The sequence below is a fragment of the Sphingopyxis panaciterrae genome, assembly GCF_011762125.1.
Classification (GTDB): Bacteria; Pseudomonadota; Alphaproteobacteria; order Sphingomonadales; family Sphingomonadaceae; genus Sphingopyxis; species Sphingopyxis panaciterrae.
This window is the reverse complement of the sequence record NZ_JAASQN010000002.1, coordinates 421090-446802: the sequence shown is the minus strand read 5'-3', so window position 1 is coordinate 446802 and position 25713 is coordinate 421090. Positions and strand designations below refer to the sequence as shown.

At 64.1% G+C, this 25713-nt stretch carries 20 protein-coding genes; 12 read left to right on the top strand and 8 right to left on the bottom strand.

Annotation, left to right across the window (positions count from 1 at the left end):
* Positions 1-7 precede the first annotated feature (7 nt).
* Positions 8-709, top strand: coding sequence for a YoaK family protein (locus tag FHR22_RS09745; protein ID WP_166941571.1), 702 nt, complete (start codon positions 8-10; stop codon positions 707-709).
* A complete protein-coding gene (locus FHR22_RS09740) occupies positions 706-2106 on the top strand; it encodes an amino acid permease (RefSeq protein WP_166941569.1) in 1401 nt (466 codons plus the stop codon). Before FHR22_RS09745 ends, FHR22_RS09740 begins: the two co-directional genes overlap by 4 nt.
* A 79-nt stretch (positions 2107-2185) precedes the next feature.
* On the opposite strand, the gene FHR22_RS09735 is transcribed toward FHR22_RS09740, so the two are convergent.
* The 5 genes from FHR22_RS09735 to FHR22_RS09715 form a co-directional block, all read right to left on the bottom strand.
* Complete coding sequence (locus tag FHR22_RS09735; RefSeq protein ID WP_166942619.1) at positions 2186-2395, bottom strand: helix-turn-helix domain-containing protein; 210 nt, start codon at positions 2393-2395, stop codon at positions 2186-2188.
* Positions 2395-2922, bottom strand: a complete 528-nt coding sequence (locus FHR22_RS09730; RefSeq protein ID WP_166941567.1) for a DUF2975 domain-containing protein — start codon at positions 2920-2922, stop codon at positions 2395-2397. The genes FHR22_RS09735 and FHR22_RS09730 overlap by 1 nt, the downstream gene beginning before the upstream one ends.
* Before the next feature lie 126 nt (positions 2923-3048).
* A complete protein-coding gene (locus FHR22_RS09725) occupies positions 3049-3369 on the bottom strand; it encodes a DUF2218 domain-containing protein (RefSeq protein WP_166941565.1) in 321 nt (106 codons plus the stop codon).
* Positions 3370-3380: 11 nt separating this feature from the next.
* Positions 3381-3983 (bottom strand): PadR family transcriptional regulator, encoded by a 603-nt coding sequence (locus FHR22_RS09720; RefSeq protein WP_425057434.1) that lies wholly within the window; start codon positions 3981-3983, stop codon positions 3381-3383.
* A 104-nt stretch (positions 3984-4087) separates the two neighbouring features.
* Positions 4088-4531, bottom strand: coding sequence for an acetyltransferase (locus FHR22_RS09715; RefSeq protein ID WP_166941563.1), 444 nt, complete (start codon positions 4529-4531; stop codon positions 4088-4090).
* A 351-nt stretch (positions 4532-4882) separates the two neighbouring features.
* On the opposite strand from FHR22_RS09715, the gene rplJ reads away from it, so the two are divergent.
* Positions 4883-5398, top strand: a complete 516-nt coding sequence (gene rplJ / locus FHR22_RS09710) for a 50S ribosomal protein L10 (protein ID WP_166941561.1) — start codon at positions 4883-4885, stop codon at positions 5396-5398.
* A 59-nt stretch (positions 5399-5457) separates the two neighbouring features.
* Entirely contained in the window at positions 5458-5829 is a 372-nt protein-coding gene (rplL, locus tag FHR22_RS09705) for a 50S ribosomal protein L7/L12 (RefSeq protein ID WP_037516187.1), read from the top strand.
* A 117-nt stretch (positions 5830-5946) separates the two neighbouring features.
* Here rplL and FHR22_RS09700 read toward each other — a convergent pair whose 3' ends face one another.
* Positions 5947-6942 carry a hypothetical protein gene (locus FHR22_RS09700; protein WP_166941559.1) on the bottom strand — a complete coding sequence of 332 codons (996 nt, stop codon included), beginning with the start codon at positions 6940-6942 and terminating at the stop codon, positions 5947-5949.
* A 308-nt stretch (positions 6943-7250) separates the two neighbouring features.
* Here FHR22_RS09700 and FHR22_RS09695 point away from each other — a divergent pair, with 308 nt between their 5' ends.
* Positions 7251-8276, top strand: a complete 1026-nt coding sequence (locus FHR22_RS09695; protein ID WP_166941557.1) for a D-alanine--D-alanine ligase family protein — start codon at positions 7251-7253, stop codon at positions 8274-8276.
* Positions 8273-9133: an NTP transferase domain-containing protein gene (locus FHR22_RS09690; protein WP_166941555.1), complete on the top strand. Its 861-nt coding sequence runs from the start codon at positions 8273-8275 to the stop codon at positions 9131-9133. Before FHR22_RS09695 ends, FHR22_RS09690 begins: the two co-directional genes overlap by 4 nt.
* On the opposite strand, the gene FHR22_RS09685 is transcribed toward FHR22_RS09690, so the two are convergent.
* Positions 9054-10496, bottom strand: coding sequence for an 8'-apo-carotenoid 13,14-cleaving dioxygenase (locus tag FHR22_RS09685; RefSeq protein ID WP_166941553.1), 1443 nt, complete (start codon positions 10494-10496; stop codon positions 9054-9056). The two genes, FHR22_RS09690 and FHR22_RS09685, sit on opposite strands and share 80 nt — an antisense overlap.
* A gap of 112 nt (positions 10497-10608) precedes the next feature.
* On the opposite strand from FHR22_RS09685, the gene FHR22_RS09680 reads away from it, so the two are divergent.
* Entirely contained in the window at positions 10609-11220 is a 612-nt protein-coding gene (locus FHR22_RS09680) for a TetR/AcrR family transcriptional regulator (protein ID WP_166941551.1), read from the top strand.
* 426 nt (positions 11221-11646) lie between these two features.
* Positions 11647-12570, top strand: a complete 924-nt coding sequence (locus FHR22_RS09675) for an OmpA family protein (protein ID WP_166941549.1) — start codon at positions 11647-11649, stop codon at positions 12568-12570.
* Between the two features lie 264 nt (positions 12571-12834).
* Here FHR22_RS09675 and FHR22_RS09670 read toward each other — a convergent pair whose 3' ends face one another.
* Positions 12835-15192 (bottom strand): TonB-dependent receptor, encoded by a 2358-nt coding sequence (locus tag FHR22_RS09670; RefSeq protein WP_166941547.1) that lies wholly within the window; start codon positions 15190-15192, stop codon positions 12835-12837.
* A gap of 108 nt (positions 15193-15300) precedes the next feature.
* On the opposite strand from FHR22_RS09670, the gene FHR22_RS09665 reads away from it, so the two are divergent.
* From FHR22_RS09665 to rpoC, 4 genes are all read left to right on the top strand, one after another.
* Entirely contained in the window at positions 15301-16017 is a 717-nt protein-coding gene (locus FHR22_RS09665) for a TetR/AcrR family transcriptional regulator (protein WP_166941545.1), read from the top strand.
* A gap of 65 nt (positions 16018-16082) precedes the next feature.
* Complete coding sequence (locus tag FHR22_RS09660) at positions 16083-16766, top strand: DUF4197 domain-containing protein (RefSeq protein WP_243853633.1); 684 nt, start codon at positions 16083-16085, stop codon at positions 16764-16766.
* Between the two features lie 419 nt (positions 16767-17185).
* Complete coding sequence (gene rpoB, locus FHR22_RS09655; protein WP_166941543.1) at positions 17186-21364, top strand: DNA-directed RNA polymerase subunit beta; 4179 nt, start codon at positions 17186-17188, stop codon at positions 21362-21364.
* A 54-nt stretch (positions 21365-21418) separates the two neighbouring features.
* Complete coding sequence (gene rpoC, locus FHR22_RS09650) at positions 21419-25702, top strand: DNA-directed RNA polymerase subunit beta' (RefSeq protein ID WP_166941541.1); 4284 nt, start codon at positions 21419-21421, stop codon at positions 25700-25702.
* The last annotated feature ends 11 nt before the right edge of the window (positions 25703-25713 follow it).

Below are 25713 nucleotides of genomic sequence, written 5' to 3'. Positions count from 1 at the left end.
CCCCGCGATGATCCGTTTCGACCGCCCGGTTCAAATGCTCGCGGTCGGAACAGCGATGCTCGCCGGTTTCGTCGATGCGATCGGCTTCATTGAATCGGGCGGCTTTTTCGTTTCCTTCATGACCGGCAATTCGACCCGCCTCGCGGTGGGAGCGGCGGAGTGGCAAAAGGCGGCGATGGTGGCGGGGGCGATCATTGCCATCTTCGTGGCGGGGATCGTCGGCGGCTCGCTGGTCGCCGCGAAATTCCGGCGCATGCGCACGGTCGCCGTCATGGCGTGCGTTACGCTGCTGCTCGGCGTGGCCATGGCGTTGCGGTTTTTCGATGCGGGCTGGCCTTCGATCGCCTGCCTCGCCTTCGCCATGGGGGTCGCCAACGCTTCGTTCGAAGGGCGCGATGGGACCGTGGTCGGCGTGACCTATATGACCGGAACGCTGGTCCACATGGGGCACAAGATCGCCAATGCGCTGCGTCGCGAGGGCGATGGTCGCTGGTGGCCGCATTTCTGGCTATGGGCCGGGCTGGTCGGCGGGGCGATCATCGGCGCGGCGGTCGTGCTATGGTCGCCGCTTGCCGGCTATGCGCTGGCGATGCTTTTGTCGGCGGCGCTCATGCTGCGCGCCTGGGCGATCCCCGGCTCGCCGACTGACCGCCTTGCCTTCTGGCCGATAGCGCCGCACAAGCGGCAAAAAATGGGGAACCCTAAATGACCGAGAGCCTGTTTCGCCGCAAACCCATCGTCCCGGAACGGCAGGAGGGCGAGCAAGCGCTGGCGCGGACGCTTGGCTGGCCGCATCTGATCGCGCTCGGCGTCGGCGCGATCGTCGGCACGGGCATTCTGACGCTGATCGGCGTCGGCGCCGACAAGGCGGGGCCGGCAGTGATCCTGTCGTTCGGAATCGCGGGGTTGATCTGTGCGTGCGCGGCGCTTGCCTATGCCGAGATGGCGACGATGATTCCGGCGTCGGGCAGCGCCTATACCTATACTTATGTGGTGATCGGCGAGTTGCTGGCATGGATCGTCGGGTGGAGCCTCATCCTCGAATATTCGCTGGTGGTGAGCGCGGTCGCGGTCGGCTGGTCGGGTTATGCGGCGCCCTTGCTGCAGGCGTGGGCGGGCGTGCCGATGGCGCTGATGCAAGGCCCCGAGCTCGGTGGCATCGTCAACCTGCCGGCGATCGCGATCATTGCCATCGTCGCCGGGCTGCTGCTCGTCGGCACACGCGAAAGTGCGACACTCAACGCGGTGCTCGTGCTCGTGAAGATCGTCGCGCTGGTGGTGTTCGTTGCCGTGGCGCTGCCCGCGTTCGACGCCGCGAACCTGGAGCCGTTCAGTCCTTATGGCTTTGCCAAGCATATGGGCCCCGACGGCGTCGAGCGCGGGGTGATGGCGGCGGCGGCAATCATCTTTTTTGCCTTCTACGGCTTCGATGCGATTGCGACCGCGGCCGAGGAAGCGAAGAATCCCGACCGCGACCTCAAGATCGGCATCGTCGGATCGATGATCGTGTGCGTCGCCATCTATATCGGCGTTGCGGTCGCGGCTGTCGGCGCGATCGCCTATACGCGCTTTGCCAACAGCCCCGAGCCGCTCGCGCTGATCCTGCGCGAACTGGGCAGCCCGCGCGCGGCGCAATATCTCGCGGTCTCGGCAATCATCGCGCTGCCCACCGTGATCCTCGCCTTCTTCTATGGGCAGAGCCGCATTTTCTTCACCATGGCGCGCGACGGATTATTGCCCGCGGGGCTCGCCAAACTGTCATCGCGCGGGACGCCGGTGCGCATCACCATCTTCACCGCCACCGTTGTCGCGGTCCTTGCGGGCTTCATCCCGCTGGGTGAACTCGCCGCGCTGGCGAACGCCGGCACGCTTGCCGCCTTCTCTGCGGTATCGGTTTGCATGCTGATCATGCGGGTTCGCGCGCCCGATGCGCCGCGCACCTTCCGCACACCGCTGCCGTGGGTGGTCGGCGGCATTGCGGTGCTCGGCTGCATCTATCTGTTCTTCAGCCTGCCGTTCCAGACCCAGCTGTGGTTCGTGATCTGGAACCTCGGCGGGCTGGGCGTCTACTTCCTCTACGCGCGCCGGCATGCCGTCGTCGGCTGACGTCTGGCGACGAGCAAAAGAAAACCCGCCCCGGCGCAAGTTTCCGGGGCGGGTCAGGGGGAGGGATACCGAGCTGTGTTCAGCCGTCGGGTTCGAAAGCCAGCAGGTCGCCGGGCTGGCAATTCAGTTCGGTGCAGATCGCCTCGAGCGTCGAGAAGCGCATCGCCTTCGCCTTCCCGGTCTTGAGGATCGAGAGATTGGCGAGCGTGATGCCGATGCGATCGGACAGGTCGGTCAGCGTCATTTGCCGCGCGAGGAGCAGATCGTCGAGTTTCACGGCGATTGCCATCATACCGTGCCTTCGAGTTCGTCGCGCATCGCGCTGCCCTGTTCGAACACCGCAGCGAGGACGAAGGCGAGGAGGATCGCGAGCACTCCGCCCAGCGACAGGCCGCCGGCGCTGCCAAGATCGCTTCCGGTGGCAACGATCCGGCTGGAAATCCAGTGGATCGGCAGCGCGGCGGCCTGCGTGACGACGAGCGCCCAGCCGACGCGGCGCAGGCGATGCGCGCTGGCGGGAGCGAACGGATCGCCATTCGCCGCGCTCGCGACAAGCGCCTGGAGCTGGCGTAGCATATAGGCCGTGGCAACGAGGATCGCGAGGAACAGCAGCATCATGAAGCAGAGCGGCGCGCGCGCCGTCGTTACATCGAGGAAGACGCCGCTGTCCTTGAAATGGGTGAGGACATCGGGCCACGCAAAGGCCAGCGAGCCGCCGATCGCGACGACGATCAGCGTCGCGACGGTGACGAGACCGAGGAACAGCCAGAGCAGACCGCGGGTTGCGCCAAGAAGGGCAGGGCTGGCGGTCGGCATGTCATTCTCCGATGGGCGGCTTATCGAATAACAATATGCGAGTACGATCTTATCGTCAATCGATAATATCGAAAAACGATAAATTTGCTGTGCCACCCCGGCCGATGCCGCGGTGGCACAGCAGGTTTACGCCGCCTGCCAGTCGAACGTCAGCGGTGCCTCGCGGAATGCGAAGCGATCGAGGTGGCGCGCGACGGCGCCTTTCAACCCCTCCAGCTGGCCATCGACACTGGCATCGATGCGAACCGCCAGCAGGTCGGGCCCCGCATCGAATGTCACCAGCCCGTCGCCGGGCCAGTCGGCGCCGCGCGCATCCTTGGGGAATGCGACGGTGCCATGGTCGGCGGTAAATTCGACCGCCAGATTATGTTGCCAATGCTTGCAGAGCTGCTGCAGATATTTGCTCGCATGCTGCGTCGGAACATGGGCATTCGCTGAAACCGTCATTCTTCCGCTCCTTACAGTCGTTCGATTTTTTGCGCCGCCTCGTCGATCAGCGCGACGACGGCGTGCAACGTGTCCTGATCGACGTCGCGGTGGCCCAGCCGGTCAACGAGCACCTGCCGCAAATTGCCCATCGCACGGCGTACCGAGGCGGCGTCGGTGCGTTGTCGTTCCTCGCCGACCGCAGAGAGGCGGGCGATCAGCCGGGCGACGGCATCGGCGTTCGCATCGAGTTCGGTCTGGCCGTCGAGGGTGATCGCAAACAGCTTCTTCGCGCCGTCGCTTTCCTGCGCCGCGATCTGGCCCATGTCATCGAGAAGGGTGAGCGTCGGGTAAATGACGCCCGGGCTCGGCGCATAGGCACCGCCCGTGAGCTCCTCGATCTGGCGGATCAGATCGTAGCCGTGGCGGGGTTCGTCGGCGATCAGTTTCAAAAGGACGAGCCGAAGCTCGCCGCTGTCGAACATCCGCCGGCGCGGGCCGCGCCCTTCGTCGTCATGGCCATGGCGTCCGCCGAAGCCACGTCCGAAACCATGACCAAAGCCGCGGCCGCGGCCGCCGCGATGCATGGCGTGGCGCTTGTCGCAGCCGCCGCCCATATGTCCGTAAAATCGCATGATATGTCTCCTTAGAGCGATTCGTGATAGCTCTAAGATATATCTTAAAGAAAGATGCGCAAGGGGCGATTGCGGAATAATCCTGTTGAAGCATGAGCGGGGGTTTAGTCGCGCCCCTCGTAGCGCAGATGGATCAGCGGATAGGGGCGGTCCTGGCCGTCGCGATCGGACCGCCCGGTCGGCACGAACCCCAGGCGTTCGTAAAAACCGGCCGCCTGCGCATTCTGCTCGTTCACCTCGGTCGTGAGTGCCGGATGCTGGGTCAGCGCATGTTCGACGAGCGCGCGTCCGATCCCGGCGCCGCGATGCGCGGGGTCGATGAAAAGCGCTTCCATGCTTGTCCCGTCGAGCAGCATGAAACCGATCGCGCGATCGCCACTATCGACGGCAAGCCAGAGCGGGGCGGCGGGAAGGAAGCTCTTGACCTCTTCCTCGATCGCCGTCCGGTCGGCGGCGGTCAGGAAATCATGCGTCGCATCGACGGCGTCGCGCCAGATCTGGACGACGCGTTCGCCGTCCGCGGGCGTGGATTGGCGGATATGGATCATGCGCGCCGCCATATGCCAACCGGCCGTACCCGCCAAGCCGCCTGTCCGGCTTGACTTTGCGCCGCCGAACGCTATGAGCGCCTCCGTGTTGTCCCGGCCTCGGCCGTGGCAATTCCGTCCGAGACAGTTGGTGAAGGGAATATGCCCTTCTTAATTTCCAGCCGAGACGGGGAACAGTCTTTTTCGGTCGCTCGCCTGTTTTCAGGCGACGCGTCTTGACCGACCCCATCGGACATCGTTGCGCAATGACAGGCGAGCCTCGGCTCGCGTCTGTATTTGCGTGTGTTAGCCGCCCGGCGGCGCCACGCGTTTCGGCGCGGGCGAATCCGGGCAGATGAGTGGAGTATAGGCATGGATCGTACGGAAAAGGCCGAAGCCGTATCCTCGCTGAACGCTACGCTGGGATCAGCTGCTGCTGTTGTGGTCGTCCGCAACCTCGGCATGACCGTCGCTCAGTCGACGGTGCTGCGCCAGCAGATGCGCGACGCAGGGGCCGACTTTCGCGTCACGAAGAACCGTCTTGCCAAAATCGCGCTCGATGGCACGTCCTACACCGGTATCGGCGAACTGCTGACCGGTCCCACGGCCCTTGCAACCTCGACCGATCCGGTCTCGGCTGCGAAGATCGCCGTGGAATTTGCCAAGACCAACGACAAGCTTGAAATCGTTGGCGGCGGCATGGGCGACGTGGTCCTCGACGTGAATGGCGTCAAAGCGCTTGCTTCGCTTCCCTCGCTCGACGAGCTCCGCGCCAAGATCATCGGTCTGGTGCAGGCTCCGGCCACCAAGGTTGCGCAGATTGCCGCAGCTCCGGCGGGCCAGCTGGCGCGGGTTTTTGGCGCATATGCCGCCAAAGAAGCAGCGTGATTTCGAACTAACCCTTTAAACTTACTGCCGGGACATCCCGGTTCTGATGGAGAATGAACATGGCTGATCTTGCAAAGATCGTTGAAGAACTGTCGGCTCTGACCGTCCTCGAAGCGGCTGACCTGTCGAAGCTGCTCGAAGAAAAGTGGGGCGTTTCGGCTGCCGCTGCTGTTGCTGCCGCTCCGGCCGCTGCCGCTGCTGGCCCGGCTGCTGAAGAGCAGACCGAATTCGACGTCATCCTGACGGGTGACGGCGGCAACAAGATCAACGTGATCAAGGAAGTCCGTGCGATCACCGGCCTGGGCCTGGGCGAAGCCAAGGCACTCGTCGAAGGCGCGCCGAAGGCGATCAAGGAAGGCGTGAACAAGGCCGAAGCCGAAGAGCTGAAGGCCAAGATTCTCGCCGCTGGCGGCACCGTCGAACTGAAGTAATCCGGTTTGATGGTCCGGCGGGTTCGCCCGCCGGTTCCAGCAAAAAAGGGCGGTGCCGCAAGGCGCCGCCCTTTTTTCGTGCGGCGAAGGGAACGCGCCGCGGTTCAGGAGCCGGACTCAGTTGTTCGAATATCCGGGACGGAAGGCCGTCTGTCCGCGGCCCGGCTCGGGGCGGCGCACCTCCTGCTTGGCTGCGGCCGGTGCCGGACGCTGGGCGATTTCCCAGGCGCTGACCGGCTTGCGGCTCATATCCTTCTGCGTCGCGAGCGTCGCATCATATTCGGCACGCTCCTGACTATCGAGGAAGCGCGCCCGAGCGAGCCGCTTCTTCAGCGTCGCAAAAGGATTGTCCGGCGTCGGGCCGGCGAGCGCCAGCGCTTCGTGGCGGCCCATGCTGCCGCTCGGCGCGGCGGCAAAGGACGGCGTGTTCCGTATCGAGGGGGCGACCACCTCTTCGCGCGGCGGGCTGTAGGGCACGGCTTCGGCAGCTTTCATGGCCTCATAGCTCATGCCTTCGTCGGCGACCCCGGTATCGGCGCGGCGACGGCGGCGGGCAAAGGTCAGACCGGCGCCTCCGACGATCAGCAGCGCGGCGGCCCCGCCAGCAAGTTCCCAAGGGAAGCTGTCGTTGCTGACGGCCCTTTCCGCAGGCAGCGGCGCGGGCTCGGCCACGGGTTCGGTCGGCGCCATGACAGGCGTGGTGATCGGGGTCGCTTCGCTTGCGAGCGGAGCGATATCTGTCGTTACGGGCGTCGCCGGTTCAGGCGTTGCCGCAGGGGCGGCTGCCACAGTGCGCTCGGCGGCGCGCGGGGCAGGGGCGGCACGTTCTGCGAGCTTCGGCGCGGGAGCCGCGGCCTTTTCGGCAACCTTCGGCGCCGGTTCGGCCGGCTCGGCGGCGGGAAGATCAAGCGGCACGCGGATTACCGGCTTCGGTGCGGGGGGCTGTGCCGTCTGCGATGCGGCGACCGGCGCGGTGGTGCTCGGCGGTGCGATGGTCGGCGGGGAGGCGACCGGGGGCGGCGCGGCGACGGGCGGCGTCATCGGAACGGTGGGCGCTTCCTGTGCAAAGGCGGCCGGTGCGGACAGGGCCAGGAACGCGGCAATCGCGCTCATGGCGGGGCGGGAGAGGGTGATGTTCTGCGTCATAGTGAAGGAGAAACGAACGGTGCACGAAAAGCGCTGCGCAAAACGCGTCGGTTTCGCGATGAAGCGTGTGCGCTGAACGGCGCGGTGAGGATTTCATCACAATTCGTCGCGCCGGGTGACCGGCTTTGCGACCGGACGAGCGTGGGCTTCCGGTTCGCCGAACCATCGATAAATTGCGGTTTTCGGGGACAAGATGACAGATATTTGGCGGTTTGATTGCGGCCAAGTCATCAAAAGGTCATGGCGGTGCAACCTCCATATGGTGGAAGCGCATCATGCGTACGACCCATATCGAGCCGACCCGGCTGTCCGACCCCATCCGCGAACAGCGGCTGCTGTTCATCGCCAAGCACGCCTTGTGGAACGGCGGGCTGCATCCCGATGACGGCAATCACGCCCTCTATCACCGCGAGATTCGCGAAATATTGGAAGGACTGGGCTTTCCGCTCTTGGTCGCCGACGATTATGCCGTGCTCACCGATCGCATCGAGGCCGATTTCGTCTTTCCGCTGCTCAACCGCGGCGGCTTCTTCAACTCCGAAATGCTGCTGCCCCTGCTCTGCAACCGGCTGGGTCTGCCCTATCTTGGCGCCTCTCCGATCGTCCGGGGGCTTGCCGACGACAAGCATCTGACCAAGCTGGAAGCGGCGGCGCGCGGTGTACCGACGGCGCCCTGGGCGCTGTTCCGCCGTGGCGCCGCGGTCGATGTATCGCGCTGCCCGCCGGCGCGGCGCTGGGTGATCAAGCCGAACAATAGCTCGGCATCATGGGGGGTGCGCGACGCGCATGACCGCGGCGGCCTGGCGCAGGCGATCGCCGAAATCCATGCGCTCGATCATGATGCGCTCGTCGAGCCCTTCATCGACGGCAGCGACGTCGAGGTACCCGTTATCACGCTCGGCGGCGAACCGGCGATGCTGCCGATGATGATCTTCGAGCAGGACGATCCGACCGTCCTGCGCACCTATCAGGAAAAGCGCGGACTGACCGAGCGGATCGGTTACGACATCAAGTCGCTCGACGACGCCGCGCTGGTCGAGCGGATTACCGCCTATACGCAGCAGATGGTCGATATTTTCCATCCCTTCGACTATGGCCGATTCGAATTTCGCGTCGATTTCACGACGAACGAGATCCGGCTGCTCGAGGTCAATCTCAACTGCAACCTCTGGTCCGAAAAACTGTTCAGCCGCTCGGCGGCCGCCGCCGGGTTCAGCCAGCCCGATCTGATCGAGACGATCGTCGCCGAAAGCATGATGCGGCAGATCATGCCGGCCAGCGCGCGGCGCGACGCGGCATGACCGGGTCGATCCTGATCCTCGCGGGCCGCCGCCCCGGCGCTGTGGATGCGCTCGCCGAGGCGCATGGCGTCGCTGACAAATGCCTGGTGCCCGTCGCCGGGCGGCCGATGATCGCGCATGTGCTCGAAAGCGCGGCGGACAGTGCGGCCGACCGGATTATCGTCTCGACGCACCATGGCGCGCTACGCGATGATCTGGGCGATGCGGTGGTCGATAGGCTCGGCGACCGGCTGGTCATCGTCGCGGCGGCCGACAATCTGGCGGACTCGGTGCTCGCCGCGGCGGACGCAGCCAGCTTTCCGCTGCTCATCACCACCGCCGACAATTGCCTGCTCACCCCCGCGACGATCGCCGAGATCGGGAACGAGGCGGCGCGCCTTGGGGTCGAAGCCGGAGTGGCGCTGGCGCGGCGCGAGGATATCCTGGCTGTCCATCCCGAGGGGCAGCGGCGCTTTTACGAATTTTCCGACGTCGCGGTGTCGAACTGCAATGCCTATTGGATCGGCAACCGCGGCGCCTTGCGCGCGGCGGAGGCGTTCCGCGGCGGCGGGCAGTTCGTCAAGAAACCGATCCGCGTGATGCAGGCGTTCGGCCTGATCAACCTGCTCCGCTTCCGCTTCGGGCTCGGGCCGGTCCACCACATCTTCCAGCGCATCTCGCGCCATCTGAAGGTCGACATCGCCCCGTTACTGGTCAGCGACGGGGCGACGGCGATCGATGTCGACAACGCCCGGTCGCTGGCGGTCACCGAAATGCTGATGTGGCGCCGCGGGCTGGTCAGTCCGCGACCCAGTTACCGTGGAACCCCGGCGGTATCCGGTGCGGCAGATGAACGACGGCTTGTGCCGGCCCATTGAAATCGTCGGCGTTGAGGATGACGAGGTCGGTGGTCTCGTCGTTCATGTCGACTACCAGCCCGATCAGCCAGCCATCGTCCTCGGCGCCCGCGGCGCTGCGCGGTACGAAGACGAACTCGCCGGGGTGGCGGCCGGCGCCGAAGTCGCGTGCTTCGGTCATCCCGCGTTCGAGGTCGTGACGGAATAGCCGCGTGTCGGCGATCATCATCTCGACCGCCTCGCCCTCGGGCAGCGCGACGCTGTAGATATAGCGATAGGGATGCGTCGTCAGCCGCTCGTCGTAGCGCGGGAATTCCTGGCCCTGGTCGTGGATGACGGTACGCGTCGTGGTTCCGGCGACCGGGTCGATCGTCCAGCGTTCCATGCGCGAGCGCTCGCTGTCGGGGCCGCGCTTCGAGCGCGCGAACATCGTTTCATGCGCCACGACGTCGACGATGACCTTGCCGTCGGCGGTTTCATGCGCGTTGGCCGGGTGGAAGACATAACAGGGTTTGACCGGCACCCAGATGATATCGTCGCCGCGGCCTTGTCTGGGGAGAAGGCCGACACGCGCCGGGTGGGCGTCATTCCATTCATAGGGAAAGCGATAGCCCGCGATCAGCGACTTCATCGAGAAGGTCACGGGCAGGTCAAAGACGAGCACGTAATTTTCGGTGATCGCGCAGTCGTGGATCGAGGGGCCATCGCTGACCGAGACCGCTTCCTCGCGGATCACCTGCGCATCGGCGTCGAGTACGACATGCCACACCTGGTTCGGGTTGTTCCCGGCATAGGTGATCGCGTGCGTCTCGTCCGTGAAGGGGTCGTGATGCGGGTGCGCGGTATAGGAGCCCTTCAGCGTGCCGTCGAAGGGGTTGTGCGCGATGGTATCGAGCGTGTCGGAAAGCTCGACCGGTTTGCCGCCCGCTTCGACGATCGCGAAGGTGCGGCCGGCGAAGCCGACGACATTGGTGTTCGGGGCGTCGTTGCCGTCGGCGCGCGGCCCCGGAGGGAGCGCTTCGCCAAGCGCCGCGCACGCTTCGCTGCCGCGGATCCAGCGGTTGCGATACCAGTCGGCCCTGCCGCCTTCGATGCGGATGCCATGGACCATCCCGGCGCCGGTGAACCAATGATAGCTCGCCGGGTCGGGCGCGATCGCGGGGTTGGGGCCATTGCGCAGGTAGCGGCCCTTCAGCGCCGCCGGGATGGTGCCATCGACGCGAAGTGCTTCGAGCGTCAGTTCCCCGGTCATCGGTTGGTGGATGCCGGTGAGATAGGGATGCGCGTCGGCGGGGCGGGGGAGACGCTTGCGGTTGAAGTCCGCGACCTTGACGATGCCTTTGGTAATGGCGCCGCGGATCAGGGTTTCGACGTTGCTGGCCATGACGATACTCCTTAGTCGGAAGTTGGCGAAGGTGCCGCGCAGTGTGGGGTTGCGCAGGCGACTCGGAATGTTTACAGTGACAACATAAGACGATGAAGGTAACAGTGTCAACATGAAAGATGCGAAGCCGCGAAACGAGAGCAGGCCGAAGGCCGAGGGCGCGTACCACCATGGCGACCTGCGCGCCGCGGTGATTGCTGCGGGGATGAAACGGCTGGCCGGGGGCGACGAAAGCGAACTGGGGCTGCGCGCGCTGGCGCGCGACGTCGGGGTCAGTGCGACCGCACTCTACCGCCACTTTCCCGACAAGGAGGCGCTGCTCGACGCGCTTGCCGACGAAGGTTTGCGGCGGCTGGGCGCGCTACAGGCGCAGGCGTGGCTGAAGGCGGGCGGCGCGAGCGCCGGGTTCAAGGCAACGGGCATCGCCTATGTCCGCTTCGCGCATGAGGAGCCCGCGCTGTTCCGCCTGAGCTTCACGCGCAAGATCCCCGAACGCTATCGCGAGAGCGGCGCCGCCGCGAGCGACGGGGGGGAGACGGCATATAATCTGCTCCGCGCCGGGGTGGGCGAGGCACTGCCCGGAGTGAAGGATCCCGATATCGCGGCGCTTCACGCCTGGTCGCTGGTCCACGGCCTGGCGATGCTGATCCTCGACCGGCGCATCGAATGGGACGAGCAAAAGGTCGCCGATGTTGTCGGCCTGACCTTTGGTGGCGTGGCGTGAGGGGTAAGCCAGCGTTGAAGGGGGCTTTGGGGTAGGGAGCGCCGTTGCGCCATACAGCTTCGTCATCCCGGGCCTGACCCGGGACCCGGCCTTTTTGGGGGCACGAGCAGTTTTTGAGGTCAAGCGGGCCCCCGGATCAAGTCGCGCAGTCACCTGCCTTGCCCGAGGGTGACGAAAAAAGGGAATGGCAGCTTCCAGTCGCCAACCGCAGTTCCGGACAGGCAAGCCGCCTGCAATCGTCAGGAAACGCCTCTCCGACGCGGTTGCAAACGCCCCGAATGCCGGGCGCACGGCGCGATTTTCAACGGCTCGCCGCACAATGCGCTCGAACTGACCACACGGCCGAATCAACAGTCTTGCAGAGATTATGACTGTGCCGGAAAGGGCGATCAACCCGCGGGGGCGGCTCATTGCAGGAGTAGGATGATGAGTAGCGTTTCCAAATATCCAAAAATTTTGTTGATGGCAGCGATGCTGGCCGGGCCGGCGGGTCTGGCCGCGCAGCAGCAGGACGCCGAGCCGCAGGAGGCGCAACCGCAGGACGCGCAGCCGCAGGAAGCGACCAGTGGCGACGTCATGACGACCGTATATGGCTCGCAGACAACGCCCGATGCGGCCGCGATGACCAAGGGGCCCGAGGTCGAAGGCATTATTTCAGCGCGCGGCGACGGCACGATGCAGGTCACGACCGCCGACGGCGCCAATACGATCATCGCGATCAACGATACGACCCGGATCAAGTCGAAAGGCGGATTTTTGGGCCTCAGCAGCAGCAAGCTTGCCGCGGCATCGCTGCTCAACGGCCTGCCGGTCGCGGTCGAGACATTGCAGTGGGACGGCGGCCTGGTGGCCAGCCAGGTCGAACTGAAGAACAAGGACCTGAAGACGGCGACGATGATCCGTAACGGCACCGACCAGCGCTTTGCCGAACAGACCGCGGCAACCGAGGGGCTGCGCGGCCGCATGGGCGATATCGATCAATATAATGTCAAAGGCACGACCAACGTGAATTTCGACACGGGCAAGGCGGTGCTGTCCGAGCAGGCGAAAGCCGATCTTTGCGCGGCCGCCAACTCGGCCGAAGGAATGGACAATGCGCTGTTGCTCGTGGTCGGTTACACCGATTCCACCGGAAGCCAGGAAATCAACCAGGAGCTCAGCGAAAAGCGGGCCGGCGGCGTCGTCAATTATCTTCAGCAGGCCTGCGGCTGGAAGCCCTATCGCATGCTGACCCCCACGGGCATGGCGGCAGCGGACCCGGCGGCGAGCAATGATACCGTCGAAGGCAAGGCGCAAAATCGCCGTGTTGCGGTGAATATCCTGGTCAGCAAGGGCCTGGACGGCATTTAACAAAGGTCGGGGTGGGCATTCGCACCGTCGCTGCCCACCCCCGACCCCTCCCGCAAGCGAGAGGGAATAAGAACGGCGGCAAACGGCCGGTTGCGGACATCTTCATCATCGTTACCCGGACTTGATCCGGGGTCCCGCTTGCTCTTGAAAATAGCAGTGCCCTCGAAAATAGCAGATGACTTAAAAAAGCGGAATCCCGGGTCAAGCCCGGGATGACGAAAGTGGGTGATGCCTATGACAGCTCCCCCCTAACCTGCCGCTCCTTCACCCGCCGCCAAACCGTGTTGTCAGTTGCAGGCCGATCACGCGCGGGTCGCCGGCATAAAGGGTGTTGAACCCCAGGCTGTTGTCGAACTGCACCCCCGACACCGCATAATGGCGGTTGGTGAGATTGGTGCCGAAGATTGCGACCTCGCTGTTCAGGCTGTCGATATCGAGCGCGATGCGCGCGCCGAGCAGGCCGTAGGCGGGCTGGCGCAGGCTATCGCGGTAGATCGCCGAGCCGACGAGCTGGGTCGCGCTGCGCCAGTTCCAGTCGACACTCAGCCGCAGGTCGCCGGCCCCGGTCGGGGTGCTGTAGGTCGCGGCGAGGCGGTAGCTGTATTTGGGAAATTGAAACGGCTCGTTCGAGCGATCGCCGGTGATGTCGGTGAAGTCGAGATATTTGGCATCGTTGACCCCGAAACCGCCCGACAGCGTCAGCCCGTCGACGGGCACCGCGGTGATTTCGGCCTCGGCGCCGCGAATGCGCGCGCGCGCCGCGTTGGTGACGAGGCTGACGATCGCGCCGCCCGGAGAAGCCTGGACGATCGTGCGCTGGATATCGCTGTAGTTCGCCTGGAACAGCGCGACGTTGAGGCGGAGGCGGCGGTCGAAGAAATCGGCCTTGGCCCCGACCTCATAATCGGTGACGACTTCGGGGGCGAAGGCGGCGAAGCTGTCGGCGCTGCCGGTGCCGCGCAAATTCTGCCCGCCGCCCTTGAAGCCGCGCGCGGTGCGGGCGTAGACGAGCATGCCCGGGCGGATCGTCCAGTCGAGGCTGGCGAGATAGCTGTAGTCGGAGAAATTATCCTTGAATCGCGCCTGGCAGGTGCCGCCGAGCTGGAGTTCGGGCGGGATGTTGCACACCGCGCCCCCCGACGAACGGTTGAACGAGCGCAGTTCCTTGCTTTCCTCGGTCCAGCGCAGCCCGCCGGTAAAGCGGACGCTGTCGGTCAGGTCGGCGATGACCTGGCCGAAGGCGGCCCAGCTGCTGTTCTTGACGAAGCCGTCGGTGAGGTTGGGGTTGGTCGCGTTGATCGTCCCGAGCGCGGTCGCGCGCGAGAAGTCGCGGCCGGTTTCCTCGTTGAAATAGACGCCGGTGATCCAGTCGATGCGGTCGCCGATTTCGCCGCTGAACTGGAATTCCTGGCTGAGGTTTTTCGCGCGGCTGGCGAGTTCGGCCTCGAGCAGGGTGAAGGGCGAGCTGTCGAGGTCGACATCGAGCCAGCGTTTCAGCCAGCGCGCCGCCGAGATCGAGCGGAACGACAAGGTTGGCGTCAGCTCGACCGCCAGGTTCGAGCTGACGCCATAGGTGCGCGCAAAACTGCCCTGCGCGCCCGTTGCATCATTGTCGTAATAGCCGCGCCGGCCGACGAGGCCGGTGAAAAGCGTGTGCGCCTGTCCCAGCGCCGCGCCGATCGCGGCGGCGTTGGCTTCGGGGTCGGCGAGGAGCGCCGGATCGAGGATGCCCTGGCTGATCGCGATGTCGATCAGCGCCGGGGCGGGGTTCGGCGTGCCCGGCGCGGGGCTGGGGAAGGGGCTGACGAAGGCGAGCTTGCTGACCGGCGCGTCGCCGCGGGTACGGGTATAGTCGGCCGAGATCGCCCAGGTAACGCTGTCGTTCGGCTTGAACAGCCAGTTGGTCCGGAAAGCGGTCTGCTTCTTGCCGCCGATCCCGTCGCCGAGGCCGTTGACGCCGAGCGAGCCGTCCTCGATCCGCTGCGCAAGGATGCGCACGCCGAGCACATCGTCGATGAGCGGCAGGTTGAGGACGCCGGTCGCGCCATAACGGTCGTGCGTCGCGGCGCTGAGCTTTACATAGCCGCCGACCGCATCGAGATCGGGCTGGCGCGTCGTGATGTTGATCGCGCCGCCGGTGGTATTCTTGCCGAACAAGGTGCCTTGCGGCCCGCGCAACACTTCGACGCGTTCGACGTCGGTCAGCGCGGTTTCGAGGTTCGACGAGCGGATATAATTCACTCCGTCAACATAGACGCCGATCGGGGATTCGATGGTCAGGATCGAATCCTGCTGCGACTGGCCGCGGATGGTGAGGAGGACACCGGTCGGATCGGCGCTGGAGGTCTGGACGAAGAAGTTCGGCGTCTGCTGCGCGATGTCGCCGATGTCCTGGACATTGGTGTCGGTGAGCTGCTGGCCGCCGAGCACGGTGATCGCGAGCGGGATCGTCTGCGCGGCTTCGTTGGTGCGGCGCGCGGTAACGACGATATCGGTGATGCCCGAAGGCTGGGCGCTGTCATCAGCCGGAGTATTCGCCGCGGCGTCGCTCGCGGTCGTCTGGGCCTGGGCGGTAGCGGCGATGCTGGCGCTCGCGAGCAGCAGCAGGATGCGTCGGGTCATATTTCTCTCCTCCCGTCCCGGACCGGCTGAAACCAGTCTCTCATTCATGAGACGTTGAAGGCCACTTATCACACTAAGTGAGATAAGCGCAAGCATTTGCCTCATCAAATGGGATATGATACCCGCCGTGCCTTATCAAGGGAGGCGAAGATCGCGACAATCGACGCAAATCCGCGGGTTTCTGGCGGGCAGAGCGGGCAGGGCGGCCGCGAGGCGGCGCTCGACGCGACCGCCGCGGTCGTCACCCGCGTCGGGTTTCGCGACGTCACGATCGATCATGTCGTGCGCGAATCCGGCGTGTCGCGCGCAACACTCTACCGCTGGTTCGGCAATCGCGAGGGGCTGCTGCTCGCCTTGCTCCAGCATCTGGCGGGACCGTATCTGGAGCGTAGCGGGCAGATCGCGGTCGGACTGGGACCGATCGAGGACCGACTCGAGCAAGTGATCGCGGGTGGGATCGAGAGTATCTGCAACACGCCATGGATCCACAAGGTCGCGCAGGAAGGGCTGCTGCACGACGATTTCTCGATCTTCCTCGCCGCGCACAAATCGATCACCGGGGCGCTCGTGCGGTCGATGCTCGAAGGTGCGGCGGCGTCGGGGCAATGGACGCCGCCCGATGACCTCGAACGGCTGCTCGAATGGCTGCTCCATCAGATGCTCGTCCTCGGCGCCGACGATTATGCGGCCTTCGCGGAGGTGCGGCAGCGGGTTGCGATCTATATCATGCCGGTGCTCGCGTTGCCGGGCGGGGTGAATGGCGAGATTGCCGGGCGGCTCGAGCGGATCGAGGCGAAGATCGACGGGCTGGCCAGCCGCGCCTAGGCGTTTCGCGATAGCGTGTTTTGCTGATAGTCTCCGGGCTTAAGAAGCCGCGGGAGAGAGTCGCCATGGAAGATGACGCCACGGAAGTTAGCAGGGATATGCTCGCGCGCCGGGCGATGCTGGCGGGGGCAGCCGGGGTGTTTGCATTGATGCATGCGCCGTGGGCGATGGCGAAGCTGCCCAAGAGCGGGGTGAAGGGGCTGATCGCGGGCGCCTCCGACGGCGCGCTCGACAAGCTGGCCGCGCCCGGCGCCTTCTATCGCGACACCGCGGTGCGCATCTTGTTGCCGGGGGCGGGCGGGAAGCTCGCCTCGAAGCTGTTCGGCATGGGCGACAAGCTTGGTCTGACGACCAATCTGACCAAGAGCTTGAACGATGCCGGCGGCAAGGCGGCGGGCGAGGCCAAGCCGATCTTCCGTACCGCGATCGATGATCTGCGCTGGACCGACGCGCCGGCGCTGGTGACGAAGAATGATGGTGCGACGCGCTATTTGCAGACGAGCGCGGGCGGGGTGTTGTTCACGAAGGTCTCGCCGCTCATCGGATCGGCGCTCGACAATGTCGGCGCCTTTCGCCAGCTCGACCAGTTGTCGAAGGGCAACCAGTTGATGGCGTCGGCCGGCTTGACGCATGACGGGCTGACCCGGTCGGTGACCGAGCAGGCGCTGAAAGGCATTTTTCACTATATGGCGGGGGAAGAGGCGGCGTTGCGGCGGAACCCGGCGGGGTTGTTGAAAGGGATATTCTAGAGGGCGAGGAGCGCAGCTGGTTTCGGCTGGAAGCTGCCATGTCCTTCTTCGTCACCCCGGACTTGATTCGGGGTCCCGCTTGACCTCGAAAACCGTTGGCGTCCACAAAAAAACGGGATCCCGGGTCAAGCCCGGGATGACGAAAGTAGGGTGGTACCTATGTCGGCTTCCCACCCCAAAGCCGACATTCCCGCTCGAACCTTGCCCCCACCCGTTGACACTGTGCACCCCCAATCCTATATCGCCGTCACACCCCACCGTCCGAGATAGAGCCTGACTTTGCGCAACGGGCTGTACGGATAGGTCGTTGGGGATTTCGACAGGCGTGGAAAGCTGCGGTAAACCGGCAACGGTTGCCTGCGGCTTTTTTGCGTCGAAGCGCTCGCGATTTTGATTTTTGACAGGCGAGACAATCACTTATGGCGACCAAGGCGAAGTCGGTGGGCAAGGCCCTCGAAGCAACCGCGACCAAGCGAATCCGCAAGCTGTTCGGTAACATCCACGAAGCCGTGGAAATGCCTAACCTCATCGAGGTTCAGCGCGAATCCTATGAACAGTTCCTGCGGTCCGACCCCTCGGTTGGTTATGTTTCGGGCCTCGAGAAGACGCTGCGCAGCGTGTTCCCGATCCGCGATTTCGCCGGCACCGCCGAGCTCGACTTCGTCCACTACGAACTGGAAGCGCCGAAGTACGACGTCGACGAATGCCGTCAGCGCGGCATCACCTATGCGGCGCCGATGAAGGTCACGCTGCGCCTGATCGTCTTTGAAGTCGACAGTGAAACCGACACGCGTTCGGTGCTCGATATCAAGGAGCAGGACGTCTACATGGGCGACATGCCGCTCATGACCGAGAACGGCACCTTCTTCGTCAATGGGACCGAGCGCGTTATCGTGTCGCAGATGCACCGTTCGCCGGGTGTGCTGTTCGATCACGACCGCGGCAAGACCCACTCGTCGGGCAAGTTCCTGTTCGCCGCGCGCGTGATCCCGTATCGCGGGTCGTGGCTCGATTTCGAATTCGATGCCAAGGACATCGTCAACGTCCGCATCGACCGCAAGCGCAAGCTGCCGGTCACGAGCCTGCTGTACGCGCTGGGCATGACGGGCGAGGAAATCCTCAACGATTTCTATGATCGCCTGGTCTTCGAGCGCGCCGAAAACGGCTGGCGCGTGCCGTTCCAGGTCGAAAACTGGCGCGGTTCCAAGCCCGCGTTCGACGTGGTGGATGCCAAGACCGGCGAAGTCGTCTTCGCCGCCGGCCACAAGATCAGCCCGCGCCTGGCCAATAAGGCGGCGAAGGACGGTCTCGACACGCTACTGATCCCGACCGAGGAAATCTTCGGCCGCTACAGCGCCTATGACCTGATCAACGAAGCGACGGGCGAGATCTACATCGAAGCGGGCGATGAAGTGTCCGCCGAAAATCTCGAAAAGATCGACGCCGCCGGTCTCGACAAGCTCGTCCTGCTCGACATCGACCACAACAACACCGGTCCCTGGATCCGCAACACGCTGAAGGCCGACAAGGCCGAAGACCGCGACCAGGCGCTGTCGGATATCTACCGCGTCATGCGCCCCGGCGAACCGCCGACGCGCGAAACCGCGGAGGCGCTGTTTGGCGGCCTGTTCTTCGACCCCGAGCGCTATGACCTGTCGGCCGTTGGCCGCGTCAAGCTCAACATGCGCCTCAGCCTCGACGCCGAGGACACGGTCACCACGCTGCGCAGCGAGGATATCCTGGCGGTCGTCAAGGAACTGGTGAACTTGAAGGACGGCAAGGGCGAAATCGACGATATCGACAACCTCGGTAACCGTCGTGTCCGCTCGGTCGGCGAACTGCTCGAAAACCAGTATCGCGTCGGCCTGCTCCGCATGGAGCGCGCGGTGAAGGAGCGCATGAGTTCGGTCGACGTGTCGACGGTGATGCCGAACGACCTGATCAACGCGAAGCCCGCGGTTGCCGCGGTGCGCGAATTCTTTGGTTCGTCGCAACTTTCGCAGTTCATGGACCAGACCAACCCGCTGTCCGAAGTCACGCACAAGCGCCGCGTGTCGGCGCTCGGGCCGGGCGGTCTGACCCGCGAACGCGCGGGCTTCGAAGTCCGTGACGTTCACCCGACACACTATGGCCGCATCTGCCCGATCGAAACGCCGGAAGGCCCGAACATCGGTCTGATCAACAGCCTTGCGACCTTTGCGCGCGTGAACAAATACGGCTTCATCGAAACCCCGTACCGCAAGATCATCGACGGCAAGGTGACGACCGACGTCGTCTATCTGTCGGCGATGGAAGAGCAGAAGCACACGGTCGCGCAGGCGAACGCCGATCTCAACGCCGATGGCAGCTTCATCGACGAACTGATTTCGGCGCGTGAAGCGGGCGAGTTCCTGATGGCGCCGCGCGACCAGATCACGCTGATGGACGTGTCGCCGAAGCAGCTTGTTTCGGTCGCGGCGTCGCTCATCCCGTTCCTGGAAAACGATGACGCCAACCGCGCGCTCATGGGTTCGAACATGCAGCGTCAGGCTGTGCCGCTGATCCGCGCCGAAGCGCCGGTCGTCGGCACCGGCATGGAAGAGACGGTTGCGCGCGATTCGGGCGCGGCCATCGCGGCGCGCCGCGGCGGCGTGATCGACCAGGTCGATGCGACGCGTATCGTTATCCGTGCGACCGATATGGTCGAGCCCGGCAAGTCGGGCGTCGACATCTATCGCCTGCAGAAGTTCCAGCGTTCGAATCAGAACACCTGCATCAACCAGCGTCCGCTGGTGAAGGTGGGCGAAATCGTCCGCGCGGGCGACATCATCGCCGACGGTCCGTCGACCGAGCTTGGCGAACTGGCGCTCGGCAAGAATGTGCTCGTCGCGTTCATGCCGTGGAACGGCTACAATTATGAGGACTCGATCCTCATCAGCGAGCGCATCGTAAAGGACGACGTCTTCACCTCGATCCACATCGAGGAATTCGAAGTCACCGCCCGCGACACGCGCCTTGGGCCGGAAGACATCACGCGCGACATCCCGAACGTCGGCGAGGAAGCGCTGCGCAACCTCGACGAAGCGGGCATCGTCTACATCGGCGCCGAAGTCGGCCCGGGCGACATTCTGGCCGGCAAGATCACCCCCAAGGGTGAATCGCCGATGACGCCGGAAGAAAAGCTGCTGCGCGCGATCTTCGGCGAAAAGGCCAGCGACGTGCGCGACACCTCGCTTCGCCTGCCGCCGGGCGTGTCGGGCACGGTCGTCGAAGTCCGCGTCTTCAACCGTCACGGTATCGACAAGGACGAACGCGCGATCGCGATCGAACGCGAAGAGATCGAACGTCTGAAGCAGGACGCCGACGACGAGCGCGCGATCCTCAACCGTGCGACCTTCTCCAGCCTCAAGGAACTGCTGATCGGTCAGGCGACCAGTGCCGTGCCGAAGGGCCTGAAGAAGGGCGATGTCGTCACCGAAGAGATGCTGATCGACCTCGACCGCGGCGACTGGTGGAAGCTGGCCGTTGTCGAAGACAATGCCCAGGCCGCCCTCGAAGCGATCAAGGCGCAGTATGACGACGCGATCAAGCGGATCAGCGCGAAGTACGAAGATCGCGTCGAAAAGCTGCAGCGCGGCGACGAACTCGCCCCGGGCGTGCTCAAGATGGTCAAGGTGTTCGTCGCGGTGAAGCGCAAGCTGCAATCGGGCGACAAGATGGCCGGCCGCCACGGCAACAAGGGCATCATCAGCCGCATCCTGCCGATCGAGGACATGCCGTTCCTGGAAGATGGCACGCATGTCGATTTCGTGCTCAACCCGCTGGGCGTGCCGTCGCGCATGAACGTCGGGCAGATTCTCGAAACGCACCTTGGCTGGGCATCGCGCGGCTTTGGTCGCCAGATCACCACGGCGCTCGAGGATTGGCGCATGGCGAACCCCGACCCCGAAGCGGGAGCCCCGCCCGAGGCGGTGCGCGAAGCGCTGCTTCAGGCCTATGGCGATGAATATGCCGACGAAATCAAGGCGCGCAGCGTCGATGAAGTCGTCGAACTCGCCGGAAACCTGTCGGTTGGTGTGCCCTTTGCAACCCCGGTGTTCGACGGCGCGCGCGAAGGCGACGTGTCGGCGATGCTGGAACGCGCCGGTCTCGACCGGTCGGGCCAGGTCGACCTGTACGACGGCCGGACCGGCGACCGCTTCGACCGCAAGGTGACGGTGGGATATATGTATATCCTGAAGCTGCATCACCTGGTCGACGACAAGATCCACGCGCGTTCGATCGGGCCGTACTCGCTTGTCACCCAGCAGCCGCTGGGCGGTAAGGCGCAGTTCGGCGGCCAGCGCTTCGGTGAAATGGAAGTGTGGGCGCTCCAGGCCTATGGCGCGGCGTACACGCTTCAGGAAATGCTGACGGTGAAGTCCGATGACGTGATCGGCCGCACCAAGGTTTACGAAGCGATCGTCAAGGGCGACGACACCTTCGAGGCCGGCATTCCCGAAAGCTTCAACGTGCTCGTCAAGGAAATGCGCTCGCTGGGCCTCAATGTCGAACTGTCTTCCTATGCGGAAGAAGACCCCGACGAAGGTCCGGAAGCTCTTCCCGAAGCCGCCGAATAAGATCTTTTCCTCACCCCCTTCGCCCATGCGAGGGGGGAAGAGTGGAGCTAGAATATGAACCAGCTTACCAACTTCATGAACCCGGTCGCGAAGCCCGAAACCTTCGACATGATCAAGATCGGTATCGCGAGCCCCGAGCGTATTCGCTCGTGGTCGTTCGGCGAGATCAAGAAGCCCGAAACGATCAACTACCGTACGTTCAAGCCGGAGCGCGACGGCCTGTTCTGCGCGCGCATCTTCGGTCCGATCAAGGATTATGAGTGCCTGTGCGGCAAGTACAAGCGCATGAAATACAAGGGCATCGTCTGCGAAAAATGCGGTGTCGAAGTCACGGTGACCAAGGTCCGCCGCGAGCGCATGGGCCATATCGAGCTCGCCGCGCCCGTCGCGCACATCTGGTTCCTGAAGTCGCTGCCGTCGCGCATCGGCCTGCTGCTCGACATGCAGCTGAAGCAGCTCGAACGCGTCCTCTATTTCGAAGCCTATATCGTTCTTGAGCCCGGCCTGACCCCGCTCGAGAAGTTCCAGCTTCTCACCGAAGACGAACTGCTCGATGCGCAGGACGAATATGGCGAAGACGCCTTCTCTGCCGGTATCGGCGCCGAGGCGATCCGCGTGCTGCTCGAGAATCTCGATCTGCAGCAGGAACGCATCGACCTGATGGAAGATCTGGCGACGACCAAGTCGGAGCTGAAGCCCAAGAAGATCATCAAGCGGCTGAAGGTCGTTGAAAGCTTCATCGATTCGGGCAACCGCCCCGAATGGATGATCCTCGAAGTCGTGCCGGTCATCCCGCCCGAACTGCGCCCGCTGGTGCCGCTCGACGGCGGCCGCTTCGCGACGTCGGATTTGAACGACCTCTATCGCCGTGTGATCAACCGTAACAACCGTTTGAAGCGCCTGATGGAGCTGCGTGCGCCGGACATCATCGTCCGCAACGAAAAGCGCATGCTGCAGGAAGCCGTCGACGCCCTGTTCGATAACGGCCGCCGCGGTCGCACGATCACCGGCGCCAACAAGCGTCCGCTGAAGTCGCTGTCCGACATGCTCAAGGGCAAGCAGGGCCGCTTCCGTCAGAACCTGCTCGGCAAGCGCGTCGACTATTCGGGTCGTTCGGTCATCGTTACCGGTCCCGAACTCAAGTTGCACCAGTGCGGCCTGCCGAAGAAGATGGCGCTCGAACTGTTCAAGCCGTTCATCTACGCGCGCCTCGACGCCAAGGGTCTGTCGATGACCCTGAAGCAGGCCAAGAAGTGGGTCGAGAAGGAACGCAAGGAAGTCTGGGACATCCTCGACGAAGTCATTCGCGAGCACCCGGTCCTGCTGAACCGCGCCCCGACGCTTCACCGCCTCGGCATCCAGGCGTTCGAACCCGTGCTGATCGAAGGCAAGGCGATCCAGCTTCACCCGCTGGTCTGCGCCGCGTTCAACGCCGACTTCGACGGTGACCAGATGGCCGTTCACGTCCCGCTGAGCCTCGAGGCACAGCTGGAAGCGCGCGTGCTGATGATGTCGACGAACAACATCCTCAGCCCCGCGAACGGCAAGCCGATCATCGTTCCGTCGCAGGACATGGTGTTGGGTCTCTATTATCTCTCGATGGAGCGCGAAGGCGAGCCGGGCGAGGGCATGCTTCTCGCCGATATGGCCGAAGTGCATCAGGCGCTGTTCACCGGCGCGGTCACGCTGCACACCAAGGTGATCAGCCGCGTCCCGCAGACCGACGAGCAGGGCAATGAGTATCTCAAGCGCTTTGAGACCACGCCGGGCCGCATGCTGATCGGTGAATGCCTGCCGAAGTCGCACACGGTGCCCTTCGACGTCGTCAACCGCCTTCTGACCAAGAAGGAAATCGGCGACGTGATCGATCAGGTCTATCGTCACACCGGCCAGAAAGAGACCGTGTTGTTCGCCGACGCCATCATGGCGCTGGGCTTCCGCAACGCGTTCAAGGCGGGCATTTCCTTCGGCAAGGATGACATGATCATCCCGGAGTCGAAGGAAGGAATGGTCAACGAAACCCGCGCGTTGGTGAAGGATTTCGAGCAGCAGTATCAGGACGGCCTGATCACGCAGCAGGAAAAGTACAACAAGGCGATCGACGCCTGGTCGCAGTGCGGCGACAAGGTCGCGAACGCGATGATGGACGAAATCCGCGCCGAGCCGAAGGACCCGAAGACGGGTCGTCTGGCCCCGATCAACTCCATCTATATGATGGCGCACTCGGGTGCTCGTGGTTCGCAGGCCCAGATGAAGCAGCTCGCCGGTATGCGCGGCCTGATGGCCAAGCCGTCGGGCGAGATCATCGAAACGCCGATCATCTCGAACTTCAAGGAAGGCCTGACCGTTCTTGAATACTTCAACTCGACCCACGGCGCCCGTAAGGGCCTGGCCGATACGGCGCTCAAGACGGCGAACTCGGGTTATCTGACCCGCCGTCTGGTCGACGTGTCGCAGGACTGCGTCGTGATCGAGGAAGATTGCGGCACCGAACGCGGCATGGAAATGCGTGCGATCATCCAGGGCGGTTCGACGATCGCCTCGCTGGGTGAGCGTATCCTCGGCCGTACCACGCTCGAAGACGTCGTCGACAAGGACGGCAATGTCATCGCTCCCGTGGGCACTTTGCTCGACGAGCCGACGACGCAGCGGATCGAAGATGCCGAAGTTCAGTCGGTCAAGATCCGTTCGCCGCTGGTTTGCGAAGCGGTGCTGGGTGTCTGCGGCAAATGCTATGGCCGTGACCTTGCGCGCGGTACGCCGGTGAACATCGGTGAAGCTGTCGGCGTTATCGCTGCGCAGTCGATCGGTGAGCCCGGAACGCAGCTGACGATGCGTACCTTCCACATCGGTGGTGCGGCGCAGGTCAACGAGCAGTCGAACGCCGAAGCGATTTCGGACGGTACGATCGAATATCGCGACATGGCGACGATCGTCGACCAGCGCGGCCGTCGTCTGGCGCTGTCGCGTTCGGGCGAAATCGCGATCATCGACAGCGAAGGCCGCGAGCGCGCGTCGCACAAGCTGCCTTATGGTGCGCAGATCCTGCACAAGGATGGCGAGAAGGTGAAGAAGGGCGACCGGATTGCCGAATGGGATCCGTTCACCATGCCGCTCATCACCGAAAAGCAGGGCGTCGTGAAGTATCAGGATCTGGAAGACACCAAGACCCTGATCGAACAGGTCGACGAAGCGACGGGCATCGCCCAGCGCGTCGTGATCGAATATCGCTCGGCGGGCCGCGCCAAGAAGGAAGACCTTCAGCCGCGCCTGACCTTGCTCGACGATCAGTCGGGCGAAGCGGCACGCTACCTGCTCGCGGTCGGCACGATGCTGTCGGTCGAGGACGGTCAGGAAGTGCAGGCGGGCGACGTTCTGGCGCGTGTCAGCCGCGAAGCTTCGAAGACGCGTGACATCACCGGCGGTCTGCCGCGTGTTGCCGAGCTGTTCGAGGCGCGCATTCCGAAGGACAACAGCGTTATCGCAAAGATCAGCGGCCGCATTGAATTCGTCAAGGATTACAAGGCGAAGCGCAAGATCGCGATCGTTCCGGAAGAAGGCGATCCGATCGAGTACCTCATTCCCAAGTCGAAGGTCCTGGAAGTGCAGGAAGGCGACCAGGTCAAGCGCGGCGACGCGCTGATCAGCGGTTCGCCGAACCCGCACGACATCCTCGACGTCATGGGCGTGGAAGCGCTGGCCGAATATCTCGTCGCGGAAATCCAGGAAGTCTATCGACTGCAGGGCGTGAAGATCAACGACAAGCACATCGAGGTGATCGTTCGCCAGATGCTGCAGAAGGTCGAGATCACTGCTGGCGGTGACACCACGTTGCTGCCGGGCGAACAGCTCGATTATCTGGAGATGATGGAATATAACGCCAAGCTGCCGAAGAATGGTGTTCCCGCCGAGGGCCGTCCGGTCCTCCTCGGCATCACCAAGGCGAGCCTGCAGACGCGCAGCTTCGTTTCGGCGGCATCCTTCCAGGAGACGACCCGTGTTCTCACCGAGGCTTCGGTGCAGGGCAAGATCGACTCGCTGCAGGGCCTCAAGGAAAACGTCATCGTCGGCCGCCTCATCCCGGCGGGCACCGGCGCTGCCATGAACCGCGTCCGCGTCACCGCGTCGTCGAAGGATGCGGCGCTGCGTGCCGCGATGCGCGCCGCGAGCCCCGACCTGATCGCACCGGCGACTGCCGCCGCGGAGCATGCCGCCGAACTGGCGCAGGGCCCCGAAGCGGCGATCGGCGACGATCCGCTCGGCAAGGTGCAGGGCGAAGACTTCACGACCGACGATGTGATGGTCGAAGATCGTCCCGAAGGCGAAGGCGAGGAATAAGCTCCCCGGTC

What these genes read in the sequence shown, in the direction of transcription:
- FHR22_RS09745 (WP_166941571.1), top strand. Translation starts at nt 8, where the DNA reads ATGATCCGTTTCGACCGCCCGGTTCAAATGCTCGCGGTCGGAACAGCG.
- FHR22_RS09740 (WP_166941569.1), top strand. Translation starts at nt 706, where the DNA reads ATGACCGAGAGCCTGTTTCGCCGCAAACCCATCGTCCCGGAACGGCAG.
- FHR22_RS09735 (WP_166942619.1), bottom strand. Translation starts at nt 2,395, where the DNA reads ATGGCAATCGCCGTGAAACTCGACGATCTGCTCCTCGCGCGGCAAATG.
- FHR22_RS09730 (WP_166941567.1), bottom strand. Translation starts at nt 2,922, where the DNA reads ATGCCGACCGCCAGCCCTGCCCTTCTTGGCGCAACCCGCGGTCTGCTC.
- FHR22_RS09725 (WP_166941565.1), bottom strand. Translation starts at nt 3,369, where the DNA reads ATGACGGTTTCAGCGAATGCCCATGTTCCGACGCAGCATGCGAGCAAA.
- FHR22_RS09720 (WP_425057434.1), bottom strand. Translation starts at nt 3,983, where the DNA reads ATGCGATTTTACGGACATATGGGCGGCGGCTGCGACAAGCGCCACGCC.
- FHR22_RS09715 (WP_166941563.1), bottom strand. Translation starts at nt 4,531, where the DNA reads ATGATCCATATCCGCCAATCCACGCCCGCGGACGGCGAACGCGTCGTC.
- rplJ (WP_166941561.1), top strand. Translation starts at nt 4,883, where the DNA reads ATGGATCGTACGGAAAAGGCCGAAGCCGTATCCTCGCTGAACGCTACG.
- rplL (WP_037516187.1), top strand. Translation starts at nt 5,458, where the DNA reads ATGGCTGATCTTGCAAAGATCGTTGAAGAACTGTCGGCTCTGACCGTC.
- FHR22_RS09700 (WP_166941559.1), bottom strand. Translation starts at nt 6,942, where the DNA reads ATGAGCGCGATTGCCGCGTTCCTGGCCCTGTCCGCACCGGCCGCCTTT.
- FHR22_RS09695 (WP_166941557.1), top strand. Translation starts at nt 7,251, where the DNA reads ATGCGTACGACCCATATCGAGCCGACCCGGCTGTCCGACCCCATCCGC.
- FHR22_RS09690 (WP_166941555.1), top strand. Translation starts at nt 8,273, where the DNA reads ATGACCGGGTCGATCCTGATCCTCGCGGGCCGCCGCCCCGGCGCTGTG.
- FHR22_RS09685 (WP_166941553.1), bottom strand. Translation starts at nt 10,496, where the DNA reads ATGGCCAGCAACGTCGAAACCCTGATCCGCGGCGCCATTACCAAAGGC.
- FHR22_RS09680 (WP_166941551.1), top strand. Translation starts at nt 10,609, where the DNA reads ATGAAAGATGCGAAGCCGCGAAACGAGAGCAGGCCGAAGGCCGAGGGC.
- FHR22_RS09675 (WP_166941549.1), top strand. Translation starts at nt 11,647, where the DNA reads ATGAGTAGCGTTTCCAAATATCCAAAAATTTTGTTGATGGCAGCGATG.
- FHR22_RS09670 (WP_166941547.1), bottom strand. Translation starts at nt 15,192, where the DNA reads ATGACCCGACGCATCCTGCTGCTGCTCGCGAGCGCCAGCATCGCCGCT.
- FHR22_RS09665 (WP_166941545.1), top strand. Translation starts at nt 15,301, where the DNA reads ATGGGATATGATACCCGCCGTGCCTTATCAAGGGAGGCGAAGATCGCG.
- FHR22_RS09660 (WP_243853633.1), top strand. Translation starts at nt 16,083, where the DNA reads ATGGAAGATGACGCCACGGAAGTTAGCAGGGATATGCTCGCGCGCCGG.
- rpoB (WP_166941543.1), top strand. Translation starts at nt 17,186, where the DNA reads ATGGCGACCAAGGCGAAGTCGGTGGGCAAGGCCCTCGAAGCAACCGCG.
- rpoC (WP_166941541.1), top strand. Translation starts at nt 21,419, where the DNA reads ATGAACCAGCTTACCAACTTCATGAACCCGGTCGCGAAGCCCGAAACC.